The sequence below is a fragment of the Curvibacter lanceolatus ATCC 14669 genome, from assembly GCF_000381265.1.
GTDB classification, from domain to species: domain Bacteria; phylum Pseudomonadota; class Gammaproteobacteria; order Burkholderiales; family Burkholderiaceae_C; genus Curvibacter; species Curvibacter lanceolatus.
Genome location: NZ_KB906281.1, coordinates 21,128 through 42,820, shown reverse-complemented (window position 1 = coordinate 42,820; position 21,693 = coordinate 21,128). Strand labels below are relative to the sequence as shown.

The 21,693-nt window shown below is 60.2% G+C and carries 29 protein-coding genes and 1 pseudogene; 15 read left to right on the top strand and 15 right to left on the bottom strand.

Annotation, left to right across the window (positions count from 1 at the left end; translation table 11 throughout):
• Positions 1 to 28 precede the first annotated feature (28 nt).
• Together F624_RS0128490 and F624_RS0128485 are read left to right on the top strand one after the other, a co-directional pair.
• On the top strand, positions 29 to 379 hold the full coding sequence (locus F624_RS0128490; RefSeq protein ID WP_051107571.1) for a DUF190 domain-containing protein: 351 nt from the start codon (positions 29 to 31) through the stop codon (positions 377 to 379).
• Positions 376 to 903: a hypothetical protein gene (locus tag F624_RS0128485; RefSeq protein WP_019577792.1), complete on the top strand. Its 528-nt coding sequence runs from the start codon at positions 376 to 378 to the stop codon at positions 901 to 903. Before F624_RS0128490 ends, F624_RS0128485 begins: the two co-directional genes overlap by 4 nt.
• A 181-nt stretch (positions 904 to 1,084) precedes the next feature.
• Here F624_RS0128485 and F624_RS0128480 read toward each other — a convergent pair whose 3' ends face one another.
• Positions 1,085 to 1,942, bottom strand: a complete 858-nt coding sequence (locus tag F624_RS0128480; protein ID WP_019577791.1) for a helix-turn-helix transcriptional regulator — start codon at positions 1,940 to 1,942, stop codon at positions 1,085 to 1,087.
• Between the two features lie 221 nt (positions 1,943 to 2,163).
• Here F624_RS0128480 and F624_RS0128475 point away from each other — a divergent pair, with 221 nt between their 5' ends.
• From F624_RS0128475 to F624_RS0128465, 3 genes are all read left to right on the top strand, one after another.
• A complete protein-coding gene (locus F624_RS0128475) occupies positions 2,164 to 3,033 on the top strand; it encodes a fumarylacetoacetate hydrolase family protein (protein ID WP_031256589.1) in 870 nt (289 codons plus the stop codon).
• A gap of 10 nt (positions 3,034 to 3,043) precedes the next feature.
• A complete protein-coding gene (locus F624_RS0128470; protein WP_019577789.1) occupies positions 3,044 to 3,826 on the top strand; it encodes an alpha/beta fold hydrolase in 783 nt (260 codons plus the stop codon).
• Positions 3,827 to 3,890: 64 nt separating this feature from the next.
• Entirely contained in the window at positions 3,891 to 5,234 is a 1,344-nt protein-coding gene (locus F624_RS0128465) for a metal-dependent hydrolase family protein (RefSeq protein WP_019577788.1), read from the top strand.
• 343 nt (positions 5,235 to 5,577) lie between these two features.
• Here F624_RS0128465 and F624_RS35145 read toward each other — a convergent pair whose 3' ends face one another.
• From F624_RS35145 to F624_RS36310, 8 genes and pseudogenes are all read right to left on the bottom strand, one after another.
• Positions 5,578 to 6,132, bottom strand: coding sequence for a hypothetical protein (locus tag F624_RS35145; protein WP_157443672.1), 555 nt, complete (start codon positions 6,130 to 6,132; stop codon positions 5,578 to 5,580).
• Positions 6,122 to 6,490 (bottom strand): hypothetical protein, encoded by a 369-nt coding sequence (locus F624_RS0128460; RefSeq protein WP_019577787.1) that lies wholly within the window; start codon positions 6,488 to 6,490, stop codon positions 6,122 to 6,124. The genes F624_RS35145 and F624_RS0128460 overlap by 11 nt, the downstream gene beginning before the upstream one ends.
• A 214-nt stretch (positions 6,491 to 6,704) precedes the next feature.
• A complete protein-coding gene (locus F624_RS0128455; RefSeq protein WP_019577786.1) occupies positions 6,705 to 7,658 on the bottom strand; it encodes a recombination directionality factor in 954 nt (317 codons plus the stop codon).
• A gap of 39 nt (positions 7,659 to 7,697) precedes the next feature.
• The gene (locus F624_RS0128450; RefSeq protein ID WP_019577785.1) at positions 7,698 to 8,744 is read right to left on the bottom strand and encodes a YqaJ viral recombinase family nuclease; all 1,047 of its coding nucleotides are present in this window, start codon (positions 8,742 to 8,744) and stop codon (positions 7,698 to 7,700) included.
• A 247-nt stretch (positions 8,745 to 8,991) separates the two neighbouring features.
• Complete coding sequence (locus tag F624_RS0128445; RefSeq protein WP_031256587.1) at positions 8,992 to 9,987, bottom strand: DUF932 domain-containing protein; 996 nt, start codon at positions 9,985 to 9,987, stop codon at positions 8,992 to 8,994.
• A gap of 44 nt (positions 9,988 to 10,031) precedes the next feature.
• Positions 10,032 to 10,478 (bottom strand): annotated as a pseudogene (locus F624_RS32930) (JAB domain-containing protein).
• 284 nt (positions 10,479 to 10,762) lie between these two features.
• Complete coding sequence (locus tag F624_RS0128435; protein WP_019577781.1) at positions 10,763 to 11,101, bottom strand: hypothetical protein; 339 nt, start codon at positions 11,099 to 11,101, stop codon at positions 10,763 to 10,765.
• A complete protein-coding gene (locus F624_RS36310) occupies positions 11,091 to 11,222 on the bottom strand; it encodes a hypothetical protein (protein ID WP_273425367.1) in 132 nt (43 codons plus the stop codon). The genes F624_RS0128435 and F624_RS36310 overlap by 11 nt, the downstream gene beginning before the upstream one ends.
• A gap of 278 nt (positions 11,223 to 11,500) precedes the next feature.
• Here F624_RS36310 and F624_RS32925 point away from each other — a divergent pair, with 278 nt between their 5' ends.
• Entirely contained in the window at positions 11,501 to 11,896 is a 396-nt protein-coding gene (locus F624_RS32925) for an acyl-CoA dehydrogenase family protein (RefSeq protein ID WP_245573757.1), read from the top strand.
• Positions 11,817 to 11,990 carry a hypothetical protein gene (locus tag F624_RS36085; protein ID WP_245573758.1) on the top strand — a complete coding sequence of 58 codons (174 nt, stop codon included), beginning with the start codon at positions 11,817 to 11,819 and terminating at the stop codon, positions 11,988 to 11,990. The genes F624_RS32925 and F624_RS36085 overlap by 80 nt, the downstream gene beginning before the upstream one ends.
• A gap of 501 nt (positions 11,991 to 12,491) precedes the next feature.
• Here the strand turns inward: F624_RS36085 and F624_RS35565 are convergent.
• Complete coding sequence (locus F624_RS35565; protein ID WP_211224186.1) at positions 12,492 to 12,632, bottom strand: hypothetical protein; 141 nt, start codon at positions 12,630 to 12,632, stop codon at positions 12,492 to 12,494.
• Positions 12,633 to 12,682: 50 nt separating this feature from the next.
• On the opposite strand from F624_RS35565, the gene F624_RS36305 reads away from it, so the two are divergent.
• From F624_RS36305 to F624_RS0128380, 8 genes are all read left to right on the top strand, one after another.
• Positions 12,683 to 12,910, top strand: a complete 228-nt coding sequence (locus F624_RS36305) for a DUF1302 family protein (protein ID WP_084679752.1) — start codon at positions 12,683 to 12,685, stop codon at positions 12,908 to 12,910.
• Between the two features lie 13 nt (positions 12,911 to 12,923).
• A complete protein-coding gene (locus F624_RS0128410) occupies positions 12,924 to 13,388 on the top strand; it encodes a DUF1329 domain-containing protein (protein WP_019577778.1) in 465 nt (154 codons plus the stop codon).
• A gap of 84 nt (positions 13,389 to 13,472) precedes the next feature.
• The gene (locus F624_RS0128405) at positions 13,473 to 14,435 is read left to right on the top strand and encodes a chromate resistance protein ChrB domain-containing protein (RefSeq protein WP_031256586.1); all 963 of its coding nucleotides are present in this window, start codon (positions 13,473 to 13,475) and stop codon (positions 14,433 to 14,435) included.
• Between the two features lie 24 nt (positions 14,436 to 14,459).
• Positions 14,460 to 15,662 carry a chromate transporter gene (locus F624_RS0128400; protein ID WP_031256584.1) on the top strand — a complete coding sequence of 401 codons (1,203 nt, stop codon included), beginning with the start codon at positions 14,460 to 14,462 and terminating at the stop codon, positions 15,660 to 15,662.
• A gap of 27 nt (positions 15,663 to 15,689) precedes the next feature.
• Positions 15,690 to 16,598, top strand: a complete 909-nt coding sequence (locus F624_RS0128395; RefSeq protein WP_019577775.1) for a Fe-Mn family superoxide dismutase — start codon at positions 15,690 to 15,692, stop codon at positions 16,596 to 16,598.
• A gap of 4 nt (positions 16,599 to 16,602) precedes the next feature.
• Positions 16,603 to 17,061: a chromate resistance protein ChrB domain-containing protein gene (locus F624_RS0128390; RefSeq protein ID WP_019577774.1), complete on the top strand. Its 459-nt coding sequence runs from the start codon at positions 16,603 to 16,605 to the stop codon at positions 17,059 to 17,061.
• A gap of 8 nt (positions 17,062 to 17,069) precedes the next feature.
• Positions 17,070 to 17,450 (top strand): hypothetical protein, encoded by a 381-nt coding sequence (locus F624_RS0128385; RefSeq protein ID WP_031256582.1) that lies wholly within the window; start codon positions 17,070 to 17,072, stop codon positions 17,448 to 17,450.
• 98 nt (positions 17,451 to 17,548) lie between these two features.
• The gene (locus F624_RS0128380) at positions 17,549 to 17,947 is read left to right on the top strand and encodes a hypothetical protein (protein ID WP_019577772.1); all 399 of its coding nucleotides are present in this window, start codon (positions 17,549 to 17,551) and stop codon (positions 17,945 to 17,947) included.
• A gap of 90 nt (positions 17,948 to 18,037) precedes the next feature.
• On the opposite strand, the gene F624_RS0128375 is transcribed toward F624_RS0128380, so the two are convergent.
• The 5 genes from F624_RS0128375 to F624_RS35140 form a co-directional block, all read right to left on the bottom strand.
• Entirely contained in the window at positions 18,038 to 19,081 is a 1,044-nt protein-coding gene (locus tag F624_RS0128375) for an EamA family transporter (RefSeq protein WP_019577771.1), read from the bottom strand.
• A 124-nt stretch (positions 19,082 to 19,205) separates the two neighbouring features.
• Positions 19,206 to 19,703: a TPM domain-containing protein gene (locus F624_RS34435; RefSeq protein WP_084679762.1), complete on the bottom strand. Its 498-nt coding sequence runs from the start codon at positions 19,701 to 19,703 to the stop codon at positions 19,206 to 19,208.
• Between the two features lie 2 nt (positions 19,704 to 19,705).
• Positions 19,706 to 20,533: a TPM domain-containing protein gene (locus tag F624_RS0128365; RefSeq protein WP_051107569.1), complete on the bottom strand. Its 828-nt coding sequence runs from the start codon at positions 20,531 to 20,533 to the stop codon at positions 19,706 to 19,708.
• A 35-nt stretch (positions 20,534 to 20,568) separates the two neighbouring features.
• Positions 20,569 to 21,186 carry a LemA family protein gene (locus tag F624_RS0128360; RefSeq protein ID WP_031256576.1) on the bottom strand — a complete coding sequence of 206 codons (618 nt, stop codon included), beginning with the start codon at positions 21,184 to 21,186 and terminating at the stop codon, positions 20,569 to 20,571.
• A gap of 196 nt (positions 21,187 to 21,382) precedes the next feature.
• Positions 21,383 to 21,658, bottom strand: a complete 276-nt coding sequence (locus F624_RS35140; protein ID WP_157443670.1) for a hypothetical protein — start codon at positions 21,656 to 21,658, stop codon at positions 21,383 to 21,385.
• Positions 21,659 to 21,693: the final 35 nt, after the last annotated feature.

Below are 21,693 nucleotides of genomic sequence, written 5' to 3'. Positions count from 1 at the left end.
GGATCAACCCCAGATTGCGGAGCGCACCATGCATGGCTATCAACTCACCTTCTACACCCAGCAGGATCGCACCCAGGGTCACGAGCCCCTGGCGCAATGGTTGCTGGCTCAGGCCCAGTCCTTGGGAATTCGCGGAGCAACCTTGAGCGGTTCCTTGGAGGGCCTGGACCACCAGGGGCGCATCCATGCGATCAACATGTTCGATGTTGGGGACCAGCCCGTTCAGCTGACCCTGATCGTGTCGGAGGTGGAAGACCGGCGCCTGTTCAATCACCTCAAGGCCAGCGGGGTGCAGGTGTTCTACACCCGCAGCCCAGTGGAGTTTGGCACCCTGGGCCCGAGTGCCAGTGCGGACAATCCCCAGGAGCCTTCAGCATGATGAACACACCACACCCGAACGGCGGCAGACGCGGCACCGTGGCCCGGCAACTGCTGAGGAGCGCTCTGATGTGCATGTCGCTTTGCGCCGCCCTGGCGAGCGCACAGCCTGCGTCAGTGGGCGACTCCCTCACGCCTGTCACTTGGCAGGATCAGTTCGAGCATGCTGTGCCTCTCACTGACGCTACCCATGTGGTAATTTTTGTATCTGAAAAAACTGTCAGTGAATGGGTCAACACCTGCCTGAGTGTCCTTCCTACGGACACCCTGGATCGAATGAAGGCAGTTTATGTGTCAGACATCAGCGCCATGCCGGTACTTATCACTAAAGCCTTCGCCTTACCCAAGCTGCGAAAACTGCCGTTCCCTATTGCCTTGGCCCGCGACACGTCCGAGGTTTCCTTTTTACCTCGTAGACCTGGTACTGCCACATGGATCCGGATTCAGGGCAGACAGGTGCAATCGATTCAGTATCTTCGCGACGCTGCGGAGTTGAACAAGGCGATTGCAGCTGCACAACCATGATCCGAACATTCCTAGTTGAATGGCAGATCTGAGTCGATTGGCTGAGCTGAATCAGTCGCTACCGCACACCTAGATCACGACGAGCACAATCAGGGTGCAGTCTCGCTTTGACATGCCGCCTACTACGCGACATATTGCTCCCATCAGCAGTCTCCGCGAAAGTAATGCGACATCGTGTGCCCTATCCCCTCGCGACACCGGTCACAGGATGTTGATCTGGTCCAGAAGCTACCCGCCTGAATTTGGAGGGGGTGACCCCCATGTGTTCCCGAAAGAAGCGCGAGAAGTTTCCGGGTGAAGAAAACCCCAGTTCCATGGCGACGGAGGTCAGCGGCTCGTCCTGTAGCACCAGACGCTTGACGGCCTCCTCCACGCGCACCGCGCTCCAGAACACTTGGGGGGTGGTGTGCAACTGATCCCGAAACAGCGAGAAATAGTGCGCGCGTGACAGGCCGACCTTGCCCGCGACGTCTTCCACCGCGATGGGGTCGGCCACGTGCTCCCGCATGTAGGCGATGGCGGCGCGCAAGCGGTGATCCAACATGGGCGAGCGACTGCGTGGTGGCTCGATCACGGGGGCCAGCGTGGCATCGATCGCGGTGATGATTAGCGCTTCGACCTCTTGTTCCAGCCTGTCCAGGGCGTTGGCGTTCACCGAGATGATCAGATCCAGCAAACGCCAGCAGGCTTGGCGCAGCGCCGGACTGATGGGAACCCGAGGCGATGGGAAGAAGAACGGTCGGCCGCTGGCAGCGCGACGCTCGTCCAGCCACGGCTTGCTGATGTAGAGCACCAGGAAGATGGCGGGTTGGGTCTTGTCCAGCAGGCGTGCATCGTGCGATTCGTAGGCGTTGGTTCCCAGTGCGACGTTCTCGCTGTAGGACACAAGTTCTGCCCCCAAATGGGCTTGCACGCGGCCGCCGCCCAGCCAAAAGGCGAACTGGGTTTCAGCGTGTGCATGGGCCACGAGATCGCCGCGCAGGTCGAGCACAACTGCACGCCCGAAGGCGCCTTCGCGCAGGGCATAGGCTTCACTCATATCTTGTTGGGTCTCCTGGGAGTGGACTATCGCCGAGCGATGCTTCGCATGAAAGGCCCGAAATATCCAGTTTAGGGAAAGCACCAAGGACCGGATCAGACTTTGCGATAAGTCAACGGATTGGACGATAAGCGCGCTGGAGCTTGAGTTCCTACAGTCAAGCCATCGTGACCCGCTACTTCAGCAGGTCGTTCCTCAAGGTTCAAACGAAGGAGAACTCAGTGCGCATCGCAACCTATTTTTCTGGTGGGCTACGGCAAGTGGGCACCGTATCAGCCGATGGTCAATCCATCACGCCTTTGGCTCTGACGCCACAACAGGCTGAGCGGGGTGTTTTGGCCATCATTGAGTTGCTGAACGAAGGGCACGCGCTGCCCGAGGCCGGCGGAGCCCCGATTCCAGTCAGCGACGTGACCCTGGACGCCCCTATCCCCACGCCGCGCCGCAACGTCTGGTGTGTGGGACGCAACTACCACGCCCATGCCAAAGAGCTGCAGGCCTCGGTGTTCAAGGACAACGACGCCAACCCCGAGTCCTGGCCCATCGTTTTCACCAAGGTGCCCGACTGTGTGGTGGGCCCGTTCGATGATATTCAATTGCCGGTGGGTGTGTCCGACCAGATTGACTACGAGGCCGAGTTGATGGTGATCATCGGCAAGGGGGGCAAGAACATCAGCCGAGCAGACGCCATGGGCCATGTCTGGGGCTACACCGTCGTCAACGACGTGACCGCTCGGGATGTTCAGATGCGCCACCAACAGTGGGACATGGGCAAGTCGTTCGACACCTTTTGCCCAACCGGCCCCTGGGCCGTGACAGCCGATGAGCTGGACGGTACCCGGACCCGGGTGCGCTGCTGGGTCAATGGCGAGTTGCGCCAGGACGGCCCCACAGAAAACATGATCTTCGACATTCCCGCGTTGATCGAAACCGTCTCGCGTGGCATCACGCTGTTTCCGGGCGACATGATCGCCACCGGCACGCCTGCTGGTGTGGGCATGGGTCTGAAGCCACCGCGTTACCTCCAGGCGGGTGATGTGGTACGGGTCGAGATCGATGGCATCGGCGCCATCGAAAACAAGTTCGTTTGAGGCTGACACCATGAGCACTCAGTTCATTCACGGCCTGGCGGTCGAGGTCGATGGTGACGGCACCCCCGTGCTGTGCATCCACGGCCTGGGCGGATCGTCCAACACCTGGACGCCTCTTTTGGAAGCCTTCAAAGGTTGCAAGGTGATCCGACCCGATCTGCCGGGCAGTGCCCGTTCAGCTCTGACGGTACAACCGTTGTCGATCGATCTGTATGTTGCAGCGCTGACGCAGATGCTGGACGAGATGAAGATCGGCGCCGTGCACCTGGTTGCCCATTCGCTGGGCACCATCGTTGCGCAACACCTCGCGGTGCAGCACCCTGGTCGGGTGAAGTCCTTGGCGCTGTTGGGTCCTTTGGGGGCGCCTCCTGAAGCGGCGCGCCCGAACATCCTTGCGCGTGCCGCCCTGGCGCGTACCGGCATGGATGCGATGCAGGAGATCGCAGATGCCATCGTCAAAGGTGCGACCAGCGCTGAGACGAAGGCTCAGCAGCCCGCTGTGCTGGCCTTGGTACGCGAAAGCTTGATGCGTCAGCCTCCTGAAGGCTACGCACAGAGCTGCCAGGCGCTGGCCGAGGCCCAGTCCGCTGCCATCGAAAGTCTCAACGTGCCCACGCTGCTGCTCACCGGTGACCAAGATGGCGTGGCGCCGGTGGCCAACGTGACGGTGATGCACCAGCGCATCCCCGGCAGCCGAATGACCGTGTTCGGTGCTTGCGGCCATTGGACACCGTTCGAGCAGCCTCAGGCCTGCGTGCAGGCCCTGCAGGCGTTTTACGCCGAAGTTCGCTAGTCCTTTCCGATTTCCTTTTCAACCACAAAAAACGACCCCCTTTGAGGGGCCGTAGGAGACTGTCATGTCCAAAATTGCATTCACCAACGTCAACATCTTCGACGGCAGCGGCGAAGACACCTTCCTGGGCGAGGTGCTGGTCGAAGGCCAGCGCATCGTCAACGTGGTGCGCGCACCGCAGCATGTCAACACCGATTGCGCTCGCGTCATCGATGGCAAGGGGCGATTCCTGATGCCGGGCATGACAGAGGCCCACACGCACTTCTCGTGGAATGACCAACCCTCGCTGGCTGCGATCCAGTTCATGCCGCCAGAAGAGCACATCTTGTGGTGCGTGCGAGTGGCCAAACGCTACCTGGACATGGGCTGGACCTCCGCGATCGGCGCTGCTGCCGCCAAGCCGCGACTGGATGTGGTGCTGCGCAATGCCGTCAACGCCGGCGAGTTTCCCGGCCCACGTTATTTGGCGGGCAGCCAGGAGATCACCACCATCGGGGCATTGGGCGACAACAGCCTGCCGCACATGAAGTTCGACGAACTGAGCTTCGGCAGCGTTTGCGCCGGCCCCGAGGAAATCCGAAAGTCGGCCCGCACCTTCATCAAGTACGGCGTTGACCACCTGAAGATCAACCTCTCGGGCGAGTACATCGCCGGCATTGCCGCCGAGCAATCCCCGTTTGCCGAAGATGAGGTGGCGATGCTGGCTGCTGAGGCCCGCCGGTACGGCAAGCGCATCGCAGCGCATGCCCGCTCGGCCGAATCGGTGAAGCAGTGCGTGCGTCACGGCATCGAGCTGATCTACCACGCCAGCTTTGCGGACGAAGAAGCACTGGATTTGCTGGAAGCCAACAAGGACAAGCATTTCGTCGCACCCGGTATTGCCTGGCTGGTCCGCACCAACTTCAATGCGTCGGAGTACGGTATCAGCCCAGCGGTGGCCGAGGCCATGGGCTACAGGCGCGAACTGGAGATTGCCGCGGAAACCCTGCGCAAGATGCACAAGCGTGGCATCCGCATCCTGCCCGGTGGCGACTACGGCTTTGCCTGGATGCCGCACGGCACGAATGCCAACGATTTGCAATACTTTGTCGACTACATCGGCATGACGCCAGCCGAGGCCCTGCGCTCGGCCACCCAACTGGGCGGCCAGATCATGCAACGGCCTGACGAGCTGGGCATGTTGAAGCCAGGCTACCTCGCTGACATCGTGCTGGTGGAAGGCAATCCGCTGAAAAACCTGGCCTTGCTGCTGGACCCCGCCAAGGTGCAACTGGTGATGAAGGATGGCGCCATCCACAAAGACTGTGCCACGCCCGTGCCCTCTGAAGCAGCGCTGCACCTGCCTGGCGCGGACCGTCCATTGCAAGAGGAAGGTGTCAAGGAGGCACTGGCTGATCTCGCGAGCTGATGCTGCAGGTACCACCGGCTCGTTTCGCCGAGCTGCATCGCCAATGCGCTGGCGATGCAGCTCAACGCCCTTCAACTCCAAAATAAATCGATTAACCTTGAACTTGGACTTCCACTTTTGATTGGTGCGTCTGCAGGAGGCAGGTCAATAGGGCTTCAAGAAATATTCCTAGGAATTGGGCTGTGGTGAGAATCAAATTGGGAGTTCTGGAGCAAGGCAATGGGGTGCGGAGCCTATGCTTGTGCAGGTTGGTGGTGTTTGGTGAGGACAACTACATTTCCTCCAAAAAAAGAAGATCTGTGCCTCTCCCGACCCAGCCAAAGCTGAGTCGGGAGTTATGCAGTCAAGCAGTTTGAGGGGCGCAGATTTCAAGCCATCGCAAGATGTTGACCTTCAGGTGCGCCCCATCAATGGACTGCCAGTTCAGCGCCCCTCGATCTGAATTGGCGATGCCAGCCATTCGCGCGTTGTACCCGGCACTCCAAGGCAGACTCTGCGTGACATCCAGCAGTAACAGCGCCGTGACGTTTCCGCAGGCGCGATCCAACTCCACTCCCGTCACAACGGCCCACCAGTTGGAATACCCATCTCCTAATTGAATCAAAGCCAACCCTCCGTTCCGAACGAGTTGCTCTATCAATGCTGAATCAGTTGTCACCCAACCAGAGTGATGGATCGCATGTTCCGTCAGTGGCCAGACACCCAAAATGCTCGCCGCAACGGCTGAGCACCAAGCCAGTCCTACATCCCGGCGCACCTTCGGCATCTTCACCTCCCGGAAGGTGGCCTTGTGATTTCCAGAAGCCTTCGACAGATACTGCAACTCCCCCTCAAACCGCAGCCCCCGAACAAACAGGTGCTCGGTCTGAGGAGGTGTTGTCACGGTCTCAGTAATCATCAGGCAACAGCACCGTCGTCACCGACCGGTCTGCCTCCGTGATCACCCACACCTTCTCGGTTCTTGGCTGCCCATCGATCACCCGCTTGAGCGTGTAGACCGACAGGACGCGCAGCCCCAAGATCACGGCCCGTCGATTCATCTCTGCATCGTCGCCGTCAACGTCACCCCAGTCCCCGCGCACATGCTGGGCCAACAACCTCAGCGGTGAGAACCGAAGCAACTGCAGCGCGTCCATGGCCGCAGGTGTCGCCGTGATCCTCCCCAAGGTAAAAAGGGGCGATCCTGGAGACCGCCCCTGGTGTTTTTCTGTCGTTCCAGCGACCTTCTGTTCGATCGCGTGGTTGATGTCTTCCATGGTGATTCCAATCCCAATGTTTCAAAGTTGATTTGGTCCACCGCTCCTTTCACCCGCGCACGGCTGCGCCTCGCCAGAGGCGATGCCAGTCATGCAAACAGGGCAGGGGAGAAGTGGGGGAGGTAAGAAAGAGCAAAGGGCACCATCGCTTGCGCAACGTGCCCCTTGTCGATTGCCAGCAGGCCTTGCACCCGCCGCCGTTTCAGTGCCGCTGTCAGTGCCGGAGCAATGCGGCCTTGGCTTCCAGCTTGTTGCTCAACGTCGGCCGGGCCGGTATGGTTTGCGCTTCAGATTGATCGGCACCTGGTGATGAATTCGCCTCACCCCCTGTTACCGGGTAAAACTCCTCCACCACAGCAGCCCCATCCTCGGCCGATTCTTCAAACGCCCCAAGTGCCAGTCCGGCCTTGGCCGCCGCATCGAGCGCCGCCTGGTCAAGCCCAGCCGCCTCCCGCTCAGCCCAAGTGGCCTTGGTTTGGGCCATGGCCTCCAGCAGCGTCATCCCACCCCTGACCGTGAGATCCACGTAGAAGATCGCCGACCGGTGAGATTGGGCTGTCGACTTGCCCCTCAGCCGAAGCTCCAGCGGCATGGCAGACAACTTCCCCCCTGTGATCGCCTGGAAGTACTGAAGCCGCGCCGCCAGCGTCCGAATGCTGTTGAACCCCGTCGTCCTAAACACAAAGCTCCCCAGTTCATCCGTGTGTTCGACACTGTCCACATCGATGCGCACGTTGAGCCGGCCGTAGGGCTTGCACCCCTGGTCCATGCCCAGCTCGCATCCTTCAGGCGAAGCGCATTCCAGCGTTTGAACACCGGCGGAGGTCGAACGCCGGCAGGTCTCTCCATTGCCCACACAGAGTGGCCGACCGGTCTTGCGATCGAACAGGCTGTAGTTCGCCCGCAGGTTCAGATCCGGATCATCAAACAGCAGCCGCACCGGAATGCTGCGCAGTTTGATGCTGGCCTGGTCTGAGCCTGTGGAATTCGCTGCCTTGCGCAGTTCCGCATCTACCGGATGGTTCACCCAAGCCCCCCGGGTCTGCACTTGGGAGGTGATGGTGAACTCGTCATCCTTCTCGGGCAATCTCTTGCCCGCCTTCTCCACCACCCGTCCGATGGAGATACGCCCCAGCACCGGGGGCGTCAAAGCCAATCCTTTGAGCATGATTGTTTCCCTATGGTGTGAATTGAATGAGATGGAGCATTAACTGTCGGAGCTGACCAGGAAGCGACGGCTTCCAGGTTTGGACACCTGGTACTGGGTCATCAGTTCAGGGTGATCGGCGCCCAGGCGCTCTTCATCCAAAGTCAAGCCGTCCTTGGACCGCTTGAAACTCACCACCCCAGCATCGAACAAGACCTTGGACGCCTCTCCCATGCGTTGAACAATGGCTTGCTTCAACTGGGCTTCGCGCTCGCCTTGAGACTTCAGCGCAGCGCGCACAGCGACCAGGTCGGAGAACACCGCCTCCATCACCAGGTCCCCGCGAAGATCGAGCGTCTGACCCGCGTCCCGAGGGTACAGAGCACGCAACGCCTCGTTTGATGACTCAGATCCATCGGCCACTGGTGCGGTATCTGTGTCGACGAAGCGTTTGAACGCGTGCTCCAACTCCACCAGCTGGCGGATCATGACCTCGTCGCGCGCCACCCGATGCACCCGAAGCTCCTGGCCACAGATCAGCACCGCCACGTCGGCGGCCTGCTTGCCTGTGACCGCGAGCTGGTGCATCACCTGCAGTTGAACGTACTCCGGCACCCCGTCACGCCAGAGGCGCTCCCCGTGGTAGCCGGCCGTCTTGCACTCCAGGATCTGGACATCAGGACAACCAATCACCTCCCGGTCCAGGTTGGCCAGCATCCAGGGATGATCCGGATGCTGCAGTACCACATTCACCTTGCGCACCCGGTTGCCGGTTCGCTTGGTGTAGTGGGCCGCCACGATGGGCTCCAGCAAGGTGCCCCAGTACAGGGGCGAGGCTTCAGATTCATCGACCGCTGGCAGCATGTATCCGCGCCCGGTCTTGATCATCCAAAGCTCCAGCTGCGATTGGTAAGGGTTGAGACCCACCGCAGCAGCTGCATCGGAGCTGCCAATGCCGCCCCGACGCACCTCAAGCCACTGCTCGCGCGACAGACCTTGGGTCTTGACCAGGCGCAGGGCAGGGCGGGGGCGTGAGGAGCTTGAAACAGAAGAAGCAGCAACGGAAGAAGCAGGCGAGGTGCCTGCAGAAGAAATGGCGTGTGCCATGAGAAATCCTTTCGAATGGGGTGAACGTAGACCTGACCCCAACAAACCACTCACCCAACAAAACTCTCACCCAACAAAGCAAAAGCCCCGCGCCATCCATCAAGGGTGGGCGGGGCTTATGCAGCGGGGTTTGGATCTGGAACGTGGGAATGAGGGGAGGCGAAGACGCTGCTGCGATGGGAACGGGTGTATCTGGCGACTGTCCGTAAGACCAGTCCTACACCTAGGCGCAAGCCTGTCTGACAAATCAAGCGACCAATTGCAATGCCTGATCCAATGCCCGCTGCTTGAGGTTGGCCCCCTGGCCGAACCAGGCGCTGTCGAGTCGGTACTCCTGAGACCGGGCCCGGCGTTCGTGATCCACGAACTCGGTCACGGCGTTCAGCAGACCCCAAGCCGTTCCTTGGGCTGAAGTCAGCTCAGCCCCGCGCCCTTGCCCGTCATACAGCGCTTGCACCTTCTTCAAGGCCCGCTCATTGACCAGCTTGGCCGCAGGATCGAGGTGGCCCTGATGCCAGTGATAGCTGTCCATCCCAGACGGCTGGCAAATCACCTTGAGGAAATAGTTCATCGCCTCGTGGGTCTTGACCTTGCGCTCGGCCAGGGTCTTCATGCGGTACATGAAGCTGTCCCAGTTGGACACGGCCACCCCCAACTGCTTCTTGACTGCCTGGGCATCAAATGCCGTGGAATGCGGCACCCGGATGGCACTGGTGGCTCCATTCAGGGCAATGGTCAAGGTGTTGTGACACACCACCCGGATCGTGGTGGGTGTGGCCGTGGTGGCCAAGGTGCCGTCGCATGATGTTGCCAACAGCAGGTAGCCATTGACCACATCGGAACCCTTCAAGGCCGTCGACTTGCCCGTCTTGGCCAAAGCCCAGAACTTGCGGCCTTCCTTGAGAACACCCGCGGTTTCCAGCTCGAAGCCAGAAACCTCGGTCAGATCCCGGTAAAACTCCAGCACCTCCTTGGGTTGCACCACCTGGTAGCGGCCACCGACAACGGAAAGTGCCGTCTTGGTGTCGCTGCGGTACAGCACCTTCTGGTCTTCGAAGGTCTGGATGGCACCCAGACCACCGGCTTCACCGGCCATGAAGCGAACCGGGGTCTCGCAGATCTTCCAGTCCATGCCGGCCTTCTCGGCCCAGACGTCGATGGATTGGCGAGCGGGCAGGGCGTTGCCCAGGGAATGCCAGGGCGTCTCGCCAACATAGGCCATGGATTGCATCAAATGAGCCATGATGAAAATCTCCAAAAAAGGTGGGATGAAGAAACGAAGCAAACTCAGATCAAGCCGCGCTCGGCCAGGCTGACCAGACCGCTGCGGGTGACGATGAAGTGATCAAGCACGCGCACATCCACCAAGGACAGGGCGGACTGCAGGGTTTTGGTGAGAGCGATGTCGGCGGTGGAGGGCTCGGGTGAGCCGCTGGGGTGGTTGTGGGCCAGAATCACGCCACTGGCCTGGCGGGCCAGGGACTAGATCACCACCTCTCGGGGGTAGACCGAGGTCTGGGTCAGGGAGCCACGGAACATCTCCAAGGCATCAATGACCTGGTTCTGGGCGTCCAGGAACACCACGGTGAACACCTCGTGGGGCCGATCAGCCAGCAGCACCCGCAGAAAATCCCGAACGGCACAGGGGCCATGCAGGAAGTAGCTGTGCCGCACCGAGCGCTCCAGGTGGGACAGAGCTTCCTGCACCACGGGCGCGCGGGAATAGGTGGGCATGCCAGAACAAACCACCGATGACGCACAAGCAGAACTGGCAGCCGCAACAGCACTACCAGAGGAACAAGAACCGTCCATGAAAACCTCCTTGGCCCAAGGCCAGAGCAGTGGGAAACAAATGGAAGAAGGCCCCCAAACATCGCAACCCAGACGGCATAAGGCCCCGAGTACCCAAGGGGCACGCGGGGCCTGACAACTGAGAGGATTGAAATGCAGGGGGCTGGGGAGGGCGCAAAGCCCGCGAATTTGGAGCCAACTGCCCAGGATTCAACGGTGAACGCCCGTCAGCAGCTTCGGCTGACGCTGTAGCGGTGACCGCATTCCAGGCAGCGGCGGTTGTGCAGCAGGTGCTCGTCGATGGCTTCACCCAGGCGGGCGCCTATTGCACAACCCGCGGTGGCACCGACCAGTGCGCTCAGGATCAACTGTCCAACCGGGCTGGAGGATGAGGCTGATCCGGCCAAGGCCGGAATGTCCCAGTCGGGACCGGTGGACGCGACAGCACCGAGGCCGACCGAGCCAGCGGCAACCCCGGCCAGCAGGCCAATGACGCCGCCGGTCTTGCGGCCCCAGGCCAGTTCGGCAGATTGTTCGCTGTGGCAGCGAGGGCATTCAGTTCGCATGGGGGCAACCGGGCCGCGAAGAGGTGGTCATGCGCTGAGCCGCCAGAGCGGTGAGCGTGCCCAAGGCGAACACCACGACGAAGGCGGACAGGCAGTCCATGGGGGAGGGGCTTGGAAACATCACAAATTTCTCCTGAGGTGAGGGGACAAAAGAAACCCCGCTGGGCATAAGGCCGAGCGGGGCATGGGGCTGGAGACAGGCTGGAATGGGGCCTACCTAGTTCAGCTCAAGAGGGGGATATGTGATTGAAAAATTCTAGGATTGACTTTGGTGACGGTTGTTCAGTCCACGGTATTCTTCGAAGAAACCAATTTCTTGGGGTCGGCGGCGGCAGGGATTGGACCGCACTGCTCACGCATCCAGGTCCCATCGTGGGCAAACCTGGCGATGGCATTGCCATGGTGGAGGGCGCCTTCGCCTGGACGGCAGCCCTCATTGGCGCGGCATGCGTGGGCGTGATGCGCACGGCCTTCGACATAGCGCTGCAGTTCTCGCGGACCGACAAGCGCTCCGGCACTGTGCCTGTGATTGAGCACCAGAACGTCGGTTTCATGCTTGCCGACATCAAGATGCGCATCGAGGCCGCGCGCTACCTGACCTGGAAAGCCTGCCACCAGCTCGATCTCACAGAGGGGCGTAGCCGTGAACCGGCCATCATTGCCAAAGTCCACTGTTCGGAGCTGTGCGTGCAGGCCGTCTACGACACCACTGCGAGTGGTCGGCGTGGACGCCTACACCGACCTGTACCCGCTGGCCGGTCTTATGCAGGACGCTCTGTGCTTCCCCCTGTATGACGGCGGCAACATGGGCGTGCGCCGCCGCCAGCTCCATGCGCTGCTGCGCTCGCCGGACTACGACGCCATGGCGTCGGCCGAGGCGCGTGGATGAAGTCGATCTGATGCCGCTTTAGGCGTGGTGCCCACGCCAAGCCTCTGTCTTTCCAAACACAAGGAATGACAGTCCCGACAAAACCACCGAGGGGTTCGCCCCTTGGCTTTGCCGAGTGGGCTGTAGTGGGTTGGTTGCAAGGTCAGCATCCGAACAAGGCCCATCTTGCCAATGCGTAGTGCTTCTCAGCGGGTGCACTGGGCTTGTTGCTCATGATCTGTGGGACAACCCCTGCAGGGATGTCGAGCCATTCAGTGAGGGGCTGGAAAGATCGACGAAGACCGTGCAAGGTGATGTGAGGGAGTCCCGCTCGCATGCAGATTTTGCCGATTCATTTTAGATTCAGCTTCATCCAGAAGGTCGCCTGGCTATGAGGCATGCCAGACGATTCCGAGGTTCAGTCAGACTCTGGATTCGACCGGCCTCAATAGATTCCCAAGAACTTCCATGAAGGACTTGGCGTCAGTTGGAAGGCTGGGCTTGTTCAGACGCTTGAAGACATCATCCAGTCGCCTTTCGAGTGCTGGTGGCGCTGGAAAAGTGACTACTGAGTTGGCCAAAGCCAGCCTCGAGAATGATGTTGGCTGTTTGCCAAAAATGGTCTTCAAGGATCTTGCAGGCCAGGCCTGCATCCTTGCCCATGACCGCTTCCATCAACTGTCGGTGTTCATCTGTAATGTTCCGTCCCTGGCTTGTCGGTACGTCAGTTGAACTGTTTCGGTACTTCTCTGCCAGATTTCTATCTATCCATTGGGGTCAATGCCATCTACCGCGACGCGTGGCGTTTCTCGATGGCCTACACCCACTATTTCGGTCCAGCGAACACGTTCAACAACGCGAATCAGAACGGCGCCTATACCTGGGCCCAAACCCTCAAGGATCGCGACTTTGTGTCGGCTTCCCTCACGTACACCTTTTGACCCTGTGATCACCATGAACCGTAACCACAAACTGAGCGGCCTCGCCGCTTTATCGATTGCTCTGACTCTTGCATATGCCGCGGCCCATGCAGCCGTTTCGGCCGAAGAAGCCGCAGCCCTCAAGGCCGCTCTTACCCCGATGGGGGCAGAAAAGGCCGCCAACAAGGACGGCACCATCCCGGCCTGGAACGGAGGTCTGACGACCGTCACGCCTGGATTCATCAATGGCGGTCGTCGGCCCGATCCGTTCGCCTCAGACAAGGCTGTTTACAGCGTGGACGCAAAAAATGTCCAAGAGCACGCAGCGCGCCTCCCGGACGGCGTCAAGCAGTTGATGCAACGCTACCCAAACAGCTTCCGTGTGGATGTCTATCCGACAGCCTCGGATCTGAAAGTCCGTGGGACCGCAAAGGCAGGAGAAGAGGTTCGAGTAGCAATGGAACGAGGAACCTACTTAAGGATTCTGTTCGAGCCCTAACTTGACGCGAATCAAGAAAGACTCGTAATTTGTAGAGATCACTACAGCATTGCAGCAATCGCAACGGCAAACTAAGCTGCCGCCATGATTCGTCCCATAGACTCTTGGTTGGCGTTGGTCGTCAGCCTTCCCTCAGCAAGCGCCACGGCTCGTATGCGGATTTGGCGTGCCGTCAAAACACTGGGCTGTGCTGCACTGCGTGACGGTACCTATCTGCTGCCCGCGCACGTGGAACAGGCCAACCAGCTGCAAGCACTGGCCGACGATGCACTGCAGGATGGCGGGCAAGCCTGGCTGTTGCAGGTGCACGCCAAGAACATGGCCGAGCAAGCTGCCTTTCAAGCCCTGTTTGATCGGTCGGCCGACTACACGCCCTGGCTGGAGGAGTTGGCACAAGCCCGCCAGCCTCTACCCACGCTTCCCGCAGCCGAACGTCAGCGATTGCTGCGTCGGCACGGGCGTGCCTACGAGTCCATCCGCAAGATCGATTTCTTTCCAGGCGAAGCCTCCATCCGCGCCGAGGCCCAGTGGCGGGACTTCACGAATGCCGTAGAAGCCTTGCAGTCACCCGGCGAACCTCAAGCTGCGGCTGGCCGCATCGCCAGACGCGATCGCATGCAGTACCAGGGGCGACTCTGGGCAACACGCCGCCATCTCTGGGTCGATCGTGTGGCAAGTGCCTGGCTCATCCAGCGCTTCATCGACCCAAGCGCACGCTTTCTTTGGCTGGAATCCCCTGCCGACTGTCCCCCTGAAGCATTGGGCTTTGATTTCGACGGTGCGACCTTCTCCCATGTTGGCGACCGGGTGACGTTTGAGGTGCTGTTGGCAAGTTTTGGTCTCGACGGTGATCGTGGTCTCTTGCGTTTGGGAGCCATGGTGCATGCCCTTGATGTAGGGGGCGCAACAACACCGGAGGCGGGGGGCTTTGAGGCTGTACTGGCCGGTGCGCGCAAGCGCTGGCCGGATGACGACGCCCTGTTATCCGATGTGGGTGGCGTGCTGGACTCGCTTTATGCCCATTTCTCGACCCACCGAAATACATAGCAACTTACAACCGCAGGAACGAATATGACCAATCTCAACCCAACGGAGGAGCCTGCTTCCGGCGCCCCATCCGCCCCTGGCTACACCCTGTGGCAACTTGTGCGCTACATGCTGGCCCTGGGCACCTGGGGCTTTGGCGGACCTGTCGCCCTGGCGGGCTACATGTATCGCGACCTGGTGGAGCAGCGTAAGTGGATCACGGACACGGGCTACAAGGAAGGCTTGGCCTTGGCCCAGCTGATGCCCGGGCCGCTCGCCGCTCAGTTGGCGATCTACCTCGGCTATGTCCACTTTCGCTTCATCGGAGCCTCCTTGGTCGGTGTGGCCTTCGTGCTGCCGTCCTTCCTGATGGTGGTCGGGCTGGGCGCCGCCTACACGGCCTACGGAGGCATCGGCTGGATGCAGTCCGTGTTCTATGGCGTGGGCGCAGCCGTGATCGGCATCATCGCCATGAGCGCGTACAAGTTAACCAGTAAAAGCATCGGCAAGGACAAATTGCTATGGCCTATTTTTCTGGTGAGCGCGGCCGTCACCGTGATCACCCGGTCCGAAGAGGTCTGGCTGTTCCTCGCAGCCGGTGTTCTGGTGTGGTTCTGGCGTGCGCCTCCAGCATGGCTCAAACGCGGCGGCAACCTGAACGAGGCAGCAACGCCGTTGCTTGGATTGCTGGCATTGAACACCGTCGATTGGACAAAGCTCAAGCAGATCGGCCTCTATTTCGCATACGCCGGTAGCTTCGTCTTCGGTAGCGGCCTGGCGATCGTGCCCTTCCTGTATGGCGGTGTCGTCAAGGAATACGGCTGGTTGACTGACCGTCAGTTCGTGGACGCTGTGGCCGTGGCCATGATCACGCCGGGGCCGGTGGTCATCACGACGGGCTTCATCGGCTTTCTAGTGTCAGGCTTTTGGGGTGCTGTGACGGCTGCCCTGGCCACTTTTGTGCCTTGCTATCTGTTCACCGTGATCCCTGCCCCCTACTTCAAGAAGTACGGCAAGCGTCCAGATGTTGTCGCCTTTGTTGATGGCGTTACCGCTGCAGCCATTGGCTCAATTGCCGGTGCCGTGGTCGTGATCGGGCAGCGTTCGATCACGGATTGGATCACGGCAGCACTGGCCTTGGCGACCGCAGCAGTCCTGTGGCGCTTCAAAAAGATTCCTGAGCCGGCCGTTGTGGCGGTGGCTGCGGTGATCGGACTGATCGTGCATCCGCTGGTCACGCCCATCTGACCAAAAAGCACACCAAGGAGCGATCAAATGGAACTGCAACTGCGCCCCCTCACCCTCGATCCAACAGCCCTCAGCGGCTTGTCGGAGAAACTGATCGTCAGCCACCATGCCAACAACTACACCGGCGCTGTCAAACGCCTGGGCGCCATTCGACAGCAATTGGCACAGTTGGATTGGCCTACCGCATCGGGCTTTGTCGTCAATGGGCTCAAGCGAGAGGAATTGATCGCTGCCAACTCAGCCTGGCTCCACGAGCTGTATTTCGACGCGTTGGGCGGCGGCGGGGCCTTAGCCGACTCGGGCCTGAGCGTGGCCCTGACGCGCGACTTTGGCAGCGCTGACCGTTGGCAAGCGGAATTCACCGCGCTGGCCAAGGCCATGGGAGGGGGCTCAGGCTGGGCATTGCTGTCTTGGTCAACCCGAGAGGCGCGACTGATCACCCATTGGGCCGCCGATCACACGCACCTGCTGGCCGGAGCCACGCCGATTCTGGCGTTGGACATGTACGAGCACGCCTACCACATGGATTTCGGCGCCAAGGCGGCCGCCTATGTGGATGCCTTCATGCAAAACATCCGGTGGGAGTCCGTTGCGCGGCGTTATGCCGCTGCTGTCGAGGCGGACGCGCGGTCCTTCTCAGCAACGCCTCACGAAATCGATGACGGCGCGCAGCTCATCGACGTGCGTCGTTCGGCTGCCTACACACAGACACCTGACCGCTTGGCAGGAGCCATCTGGCGCGACCCCGCGCTATTGGCCCAATGGAGCCCGGAACTCGATGCTTCCAAACCCGTCCTCGTGTACTGCGTTCGCGGCCACGAGGTCAGTCAGTCGGTGGCACTTGCACTTCAAGCACGTGGCCTGGACGCGCGTTTTGTGGCGGGTGGTATCGAAGCCTGTCGTGCCGCAGGCGTGAAGTTGGAAACAAAGGAGTAGCACCATGAAATGGATCACCCGCGAACGACCAAAGATCGATCGGATCGCCTGCCCCTGGCTGATTGCGCGATTCATCGACCAGGAGCCCCAGTTTCTTTATGTGCCGACCGGTGAGGTGCTCAGCATTGCCCAGACCACTGGCGCCATTCCCTACGATATCCCGGACGTCGAACTGAGCCATGTTGGTGAGTTGTGCAGCTTTGATGCGTTTCTCACCAAGTACGGTTTGGATGACCCGGCGCTGCGCCAGTTGGCCGAGATCGTGCGCGGCGCAGACACTTCCAGGCTCGACCTGACGCCTCAATCGGCGGGGCTCTATGCGCTCTCGCTTGGGCTGTCACGCAACTTCAGTGACGACCACGAAATGCTTCAGCATGGGATGGTGATGTACGACGCCCTTTATGCCTGGTGCCGTTCATGCCAGGCAGAAACGCACAATTGGCCACCTGTCATAGCGGCCTGACTTGCACGATGACTTCTACAGCCCGCTTTTCTCTGGCTGCACTCGTGCTCTTCTCAATCTGCACAGGGGCATCGGGCGCCCCCAGCCTCACGGAACTCACCGGCCCGCAGATCAAAGCAGCCTTTGCGGGCAAAGTGATTTCAGAAGGGGCGCACTGGTCCGCCTATCTGCTTCCCGATGGACGAACAAAGTCCATTGAACTCGGACACCCGCACCGAGGGCGTTGGAAGATTGTTGGCAACGAACTGTGCGTGAGGATCAACGAGAGCGCCGCCCCCGAATGCTGGACCGTGTTGCGCAAGGGCAAGACCTATGTGTTGCGCGCCCAGGGACAAGACCTCTACGAGGTCACCCCAGAACCGTTGTCACCCAAATTCCCATTCGATTGAGTCCCCGAGCCGGAGCGACTGCACCCCTGCATCCCCACAGTGGCCACCCAAACGACCACCGGTATCAGGGGGCCCCGCGATGCAAGCCCCCTATCGTCATGAAACTATTTGAAGTTCTGAATCAGGTCGGCAAGCCCCTTGCCCGAACCTTCCTGCACATGTCCATCGCAGGGGCCCTGCTGCCCGCGATCTCGAAGGAGGTCGCACTCACCGGTCCGCAGATCCGTGCGGCCATCAGCGACAAGTACGTGACTGATGAGCACCATTGGGGGCACAAATACTTTTCGGATGGGCACGTCGAACGCTCAGAGAACGGCCGGCGCAGGCCCGCGCGCTGGTCGATCAGGGGCGACAGACTCTGCTTGCTGCACCCCGAGATCAGCAAGGACGAACCTGTGTGTTATCGCGTCGTGCGTATCGGTGATGAACTTCAATATCGGGACGACCATTTCGTGGCGTACCGAGGTTTGATACGGCCGATGCCACAGAAAGATTGATGCCCGCGCCGTGATCTGTTTGCCCGCAGCCCCTGGGTTCTTGATTGACTCGGTCGAACGGCAGGTGCAGGAGCAACCCGCGCGGGCACGTCAGTGGGGATGCGCGTGGTGAACGTCGGGCACATGAGCATGGCTGTGTCGCATCGGCGTGTGGGTATGAAGGTGGCTGTGTTGCCCCGTCGGCATGGGGTCGTGAACATGGTCATGGTGGCCATCCGCATGGGTGTGGGCATGCTCATGTTCCAAGGCCACATGATCATGCTCGTGGTGATGGGACTCCATCAGGTGGACGAGAACGCCGGCCAACATCAGAGCACCCCCCAACACCATGCCCCATCCACCAGATCGATCTCCCAACAGGATCGCCAAGGCGGCGCCGATGAAGGGTGCGAACGCGAAAACAGATCCCGTGCGGGCGGCTCCGAAGGCCCGTTGCGCCAACAGGTAAAAGCGCAGGCTCAGCCCGTAGCAGCTCACCCCAACAGCCATCAGGCCCAAGGCGGCCCCTGCGCCCGGTACGGGCTCCCCAGTCAGCACGGCGAGGCTACCCGTGGCGGCGACGCCCAGCACAGCTTTAGCGAGTACCACCTGCCCGGGATCGCGCTCAGCCAGGGCTCGCGACAACGTGTTATCCATCCCCCAGGCAACGGTGGCTACCATAACCGCCACCAAGCCCCAGAGCTGGCTGCTGCCGCTCTGACTTTGATCCAAAACCAAAGCGATGCCACCACCGAGCAACAGCAGCACGGCTGCCCAGACTCTGCGGTCCATGGTCTCGCCATAAAGACGCCATGCAAGCACTGCCGTGAACAGTGCCTCCAGGGTCAACATCAGCGAGGCTCCGGTGCCGCTGGCTCGCTGCAGGCCCCACGCCATGGCCACGGGTGCGATCACCGCTCCGAACAATGCCACGGCGATCAGGCGAGGCCAATCCGAACGCAGCAAGCGAGCCTCGTTTTCTGCCGGTTGGCGAAGCAGCGCTCCAATGCCGGCAGCTCCGGCATAGAGCAGTGCTGCCGTCGAGAAGGGACCCATGCCCATGCCCAATTTCTGCACCAGCGGCGTGCTCACACCGAAGAGTGCTGCGGCAAGCAGCGCCAGAAAGCCGCCTTGTAGTGCAGGAAGGTTGGGCATGTGTCGGTTCATTGGGGCCGTATTTCACCGAAAAGCGATAGCGACTTTGCCGTGGATGTTGTTGTTGGATACTGTCTACAAAATGCTGTGGAGGGTCTCCTTGACCGTGCGGAATAAGACACTCTTAGAGAACAGTCGGCGCGTCGGACAGCTCGTTAAAGTTAACTTCCCGAGTTGGGAAATGCTCAGCAAGCAAATCGCCGATGGCGGCGATACCTTGTAAAGAGCCTGCGTGGAACTCTCCATCTGCAAATTTAGCCTCCATCCCACGGCAAATTGCAGACCAAGCCTGGGACCCGCAACAAGCATGGATACCTCGGTCAGCGACGATCTCTACACTGCGATCCGCCAGCAATACATAGATGAGAACCCCGGAGTTATGTTCGGTATCCCAGATGCGCAGTTGGCTGAAAAGATCAATGGCGCGATCACGAGCCGATTGATCTCGCCACAGAGGAGCGCCGTCAAGCGAGCCCTCGATAACGAAGCGCAACTCCCCCACATGGGCGGATTCGCAGGCCCCGATGGTCTGCTCAATCGCACGCAAAGTCGCTGCGGGAAATGCGCGCTTCACATGGCACGTTGGCGTCAACAAATGACGAATGAGGCGAGAAAGTTTCATCGTCACCATCTCCCAGAAGCACCGCCGCCACCGAAACCGCCGCCGCCGCCGCGGAACCCACCGCCACCTATACCGCCACCTCCGGGCCATCCACCTCTCCCGTGGTGGCCCCCAAGGCCGATACCCAGCAATGTGACGAAAAATCCGGCCAATCCTGCGACCAACACAGCCGTCAGTGTTCCTACGGCAAGCCAGGCAAGTGCACTGAGTACACCGCCTGCCACCAACGCACCGGGCAGCCTGCCCAGCACCCGTCGAAGTATTCCTCCCAGTACCAACGTGACCACAAGCACGGCAGGCCATGCCTGACGGATATCGCCCTCGCGGTCAGCGCTACGTGATGGGGTTGGAAGAGCCTCACCGTCCAGAATTCGCTGAATCTGCTCCATACCTGCCGTAACGCCACCGTAGAAGTCGCCCTGGCGAAAGTACGGGGTGATGATTTCGGCAATCACACGACGGGCTTTCACGTCATCCAAAGCGCCCTCCAAGCCATATCCGACCTCCAGTCGGACCTCTCGGTCATTCTTGGCCACGAGCAGTAACGCACCGTCGTCGATTTTTCGGCGTCCCAGCTTCCATTGTTCGACCACGCGCATTGCGTATTGCTCAATGGCCTCGGGGCGCGTGGTCTGCACCATCAGTATGGCCAGTTGGATACCCTTGCGCTCCTCGTACGAGCTGAGTGATTTGTTCAAAGAGGAGACCTGGTCCGCCGTGAGCGTCCCCGTCAAGTCGGTGACACGACCTTTCAGTGGGGGGACAGGCTGAAGCTCCTGCGCCGCAGCCCCAAGTGCGACAACCAGCGACAGCGCCATGCTCAAGAGCATGCGCAGCCACTGACGGATCAAGCCCCGGTCGGAGTTCACTTGGCTGCACCAGAGGCATTGCCTGGTACCCCGAAATCGACTTTGGGTGGCACTGCAATGGCTTTCTCATCCGACACAGAGAAATTTGGCTTCACGTTGTAGCCAAACACCATGGCCGTCAGGTTGGTCGGAAAGCTACGGACAGTGACGTTGTAGTCCTGCACGGCCTTGACGTACCGGCCACGAGCGACAGCAATCCGGTTTTCTGTGCCATCCAACTGTGCCCGCAAATCCTGAAATCCTTGATTGGCTTTCAGGCTGGGGTAGCTCTCTGACACCACCAACAATCGCGATAGCGCACCCGACAATTGGCCTTGTGCGGCCTGGAATTTCTGGAATGCTTCAGGGTCATTGATCAGTTCAGGGGTCGCCTGAATGGCAGTCGCTTTCGCCCGGGCCTCAACCACCTTGGTCAGCGTCTCTTGCTCAAAATTGGCTTCGCCTTTGACGGTGGCCACAATGTTTGGAATGAGGTCGGCTCGGCGTTGGTATTGATTGAGCACCTCGGACCAACTTGCCTTGATCTGCTCATCCGTTGACTGAAAGGTGTTGTAACCGCACCCCGACAACGAAATCGTGAGGGCAGCCAAGGGGATGAAAGACAACTTGCGCATGGTCATGACTCCTGTGGCGGCCCGATGGGCCGGGAACAACATAGTGAAAGGCTGGACACGGCGATCTCAACCCATTGAAACAACCACGAAGTTTGCTCAGTGACAGGCATCAGATGCCGAGCCGCTTCGTCGGGGTGGACCCAATGTCGCCGACTTTGAGCAATTGTGATCGTGGTTGGATCAAATGACTTGAATTTCAGCGGTCACGCGGATGGAAGTGCTTGGAGCGATCCTTTGCAGGATCTTTGTGAGCGTCGGTAGATTTCGCCGAGCCATTGTCAGATTTCTCAGTGGATGCCGGCTTTGCTGCGGGGACGTAGCCCTTGTCCTGCGGGTGGGAGTGCGGAGTCACCGCAGCCTTGGAAGGCTGCGCAGCGGCGCTATTGCCATCGGTTTCTGCAGCCATCGAGCTCAGAGAAAAGGTGGCCGCTCCAGCCATTGCCAATGCGGCAACCATCAGTTTGGTCTTCATATCACGCTCCGTTTCAATTGATGTTCGACATGAAC

Coding starts and splice junctions, on each gene's coding strand:
- F624_RS0128380 (WP_019577772.1), top strand. CDS start 17,549: ATGAAACTATTTGAAGTTCTGAATCAGGTCGGCAAGCCCCTTGCCCGA.
- F624_RS0128390 (WP_019577774.1), top strand. CDS start 16,603: ATGAAATGGATCACCCGCGAACGACCAAAGATCGATCGGATCGCCTGC.
- F624_RS0128360 (WP_031256576.1), bottom strand. CDS start 21,186: ATGCGCAAGTTGTCTTTCATCCCCTTGGCTGCCCTCACGATTTCGTTG.
- F624_RS0128405 (WP_031256586.1), top strand. CDS start 13,473: ATGATTCGTCCCATAGACTCTTGGTTGGCGTTGGTCGTCAGCCTTCCC.
- F624_RS32925 (WP_245573757.1), top strand. CDS start 11,501: ATGGTGGAGGGCGCCTTCGCCTGGACGGCAGCCCTCATTGGCGCGGCA.
- F624_RS35145 (WP_157443672.1), bottom strand. CDS start 6,132: ATGATTACTGAGACCGTGACAACACCTCCTCAGACCGAGCACCTGTTT.
- F624_RS0128455 (WP_019577786.1), bottom strand. CDS start 7,658: ATGCTCAAAGGATTGGCTTTGACGCCCCCGGTGCTGGGGCGTATCTCC.
- F624_RS0128435 (WP_019577781.1), bottom strand. CDS start 11,101: ATGCGAACTGAATGCCCTCGCTGCCACAGCGAACAATCTGCCGAACTG.
- F624_RS36310 (WP_273425367.1), bottom strand. CDS start 11,222: ATGTTTCCAAGCCCCTCCCCCATGGACTGCCTGTCCGCCTTCGTCGTG.
- F624_RS0128470 (WP_019577789.1), top strand. CDS start 3,044: ATGAGCACTCAGTTCATTCACGGCCTGGCGGTCGAGGTCGATGGTGAC.
- F624_RS0128460 (WP_019577787.1), bottom strand. CDS start 6,490: ATGGAAGACATCAACCACGCGATCGAACAGAAGGTCGCTGGAACGACA.
- F624_RS0128480 (WP_019577791.1), bottom strand. CDS start 1,942: ATGAGTGAAGCCTATGCCCTGCGCGAAGGCGCCTTCGGGCGTGCAGTT.
- F624_RS0128400 (WP_031256584.1), top strand. CDS start 14,460: ATGACCAATCTCAACCCAACGGAGGAGCCTGCTTCCGGCGCCCCATCC.
- F624_RS0128385 (WP_031256582.1), top strand. CDS start 17,070: ATGACTTCTACAGCCCGCTTTTCTCTGGCTGCACTCGTGCTCTTCTCA.
- F624_RS0128445 (WP_031256587.1), bottom strand. CDS start 9,987: ATGGCTCATTTGATGCAATCCATGGCCTATGTTGGCGAGACGCCCTGG.
- F624_RS35565 (WP_211224186.1), bottom strand. CDS start 12,632: ATGGGCAAGGATGCAGGCCTGGCCTGCAAGATCCTTGAAGACCATTTT.
- F624_RS0128375 (WP_019577771.1), bottom strand. CDS start 19,081: ATGCCCAACCTTCCTGCACTACAAGGCGGCTTTCTGGCGCTGCTTGCC.
- F624_RS35140 (WP_157443670.1), bottom strand. CDS start 21,658: ATGAAGACCAAACTGATGGTTGCCGCATTGGCAATGGCTGGAGCGGCC.
- F624_RS0128485 (WP_019577792.1), top strand. CDS start 376: ATGATGAACACACCACACCCGAACGGCGGCAGACGCGGCACCGTGGCC.
- F624_RS0128450 (WP_019577785.1), bottom strand. CDS start 8,744: ATGGCACACGCCATTTCTTCTGCAGGCACCTCGCCTGCTTCTTCCGTT.
- F624_RS0128410 (WP_019577778.1), top strand. CDS start 12,924: ATGAACCGTAACCACAAACTGAGCGGCCTCGCCGCTTTATCGATTGCT.
- F624_RS0128395 (WP_019577775.1), top strand. CDS start 15,690: ATGGAACTGCAACTGCGCCCCCTCACCCTCGATCCAACAGCCCTCAGC.
- F624_RS0128465 (WP_019577788.1), top strand. CDS start 3,891: ATGTCCAAAATTGCATTCACCAACGTCAACATCTTCGACGGCAGCGGC.
- F624_RS34435 (WP_084679762.1), bottom strand. CDS start 19,703: ATGAAACTTTCTCGCCTCATTCGTCATTTGTTGACGCCAACGTGCCAT.
- F624_RS0128365 (WP_051107569.1), bottom strand. CDS start 20,533: ATGCTCTTGAGCATGGCGCTGTCGCTGGTTGTCGCACTTGGGGCTGCG.
- F624_RS0128490 (WP_051107571.1), top strand. CDS start 29: ATGCATGGCTATCAACTCACCTTCTACACCCAGCAGGATCGCACCCAG.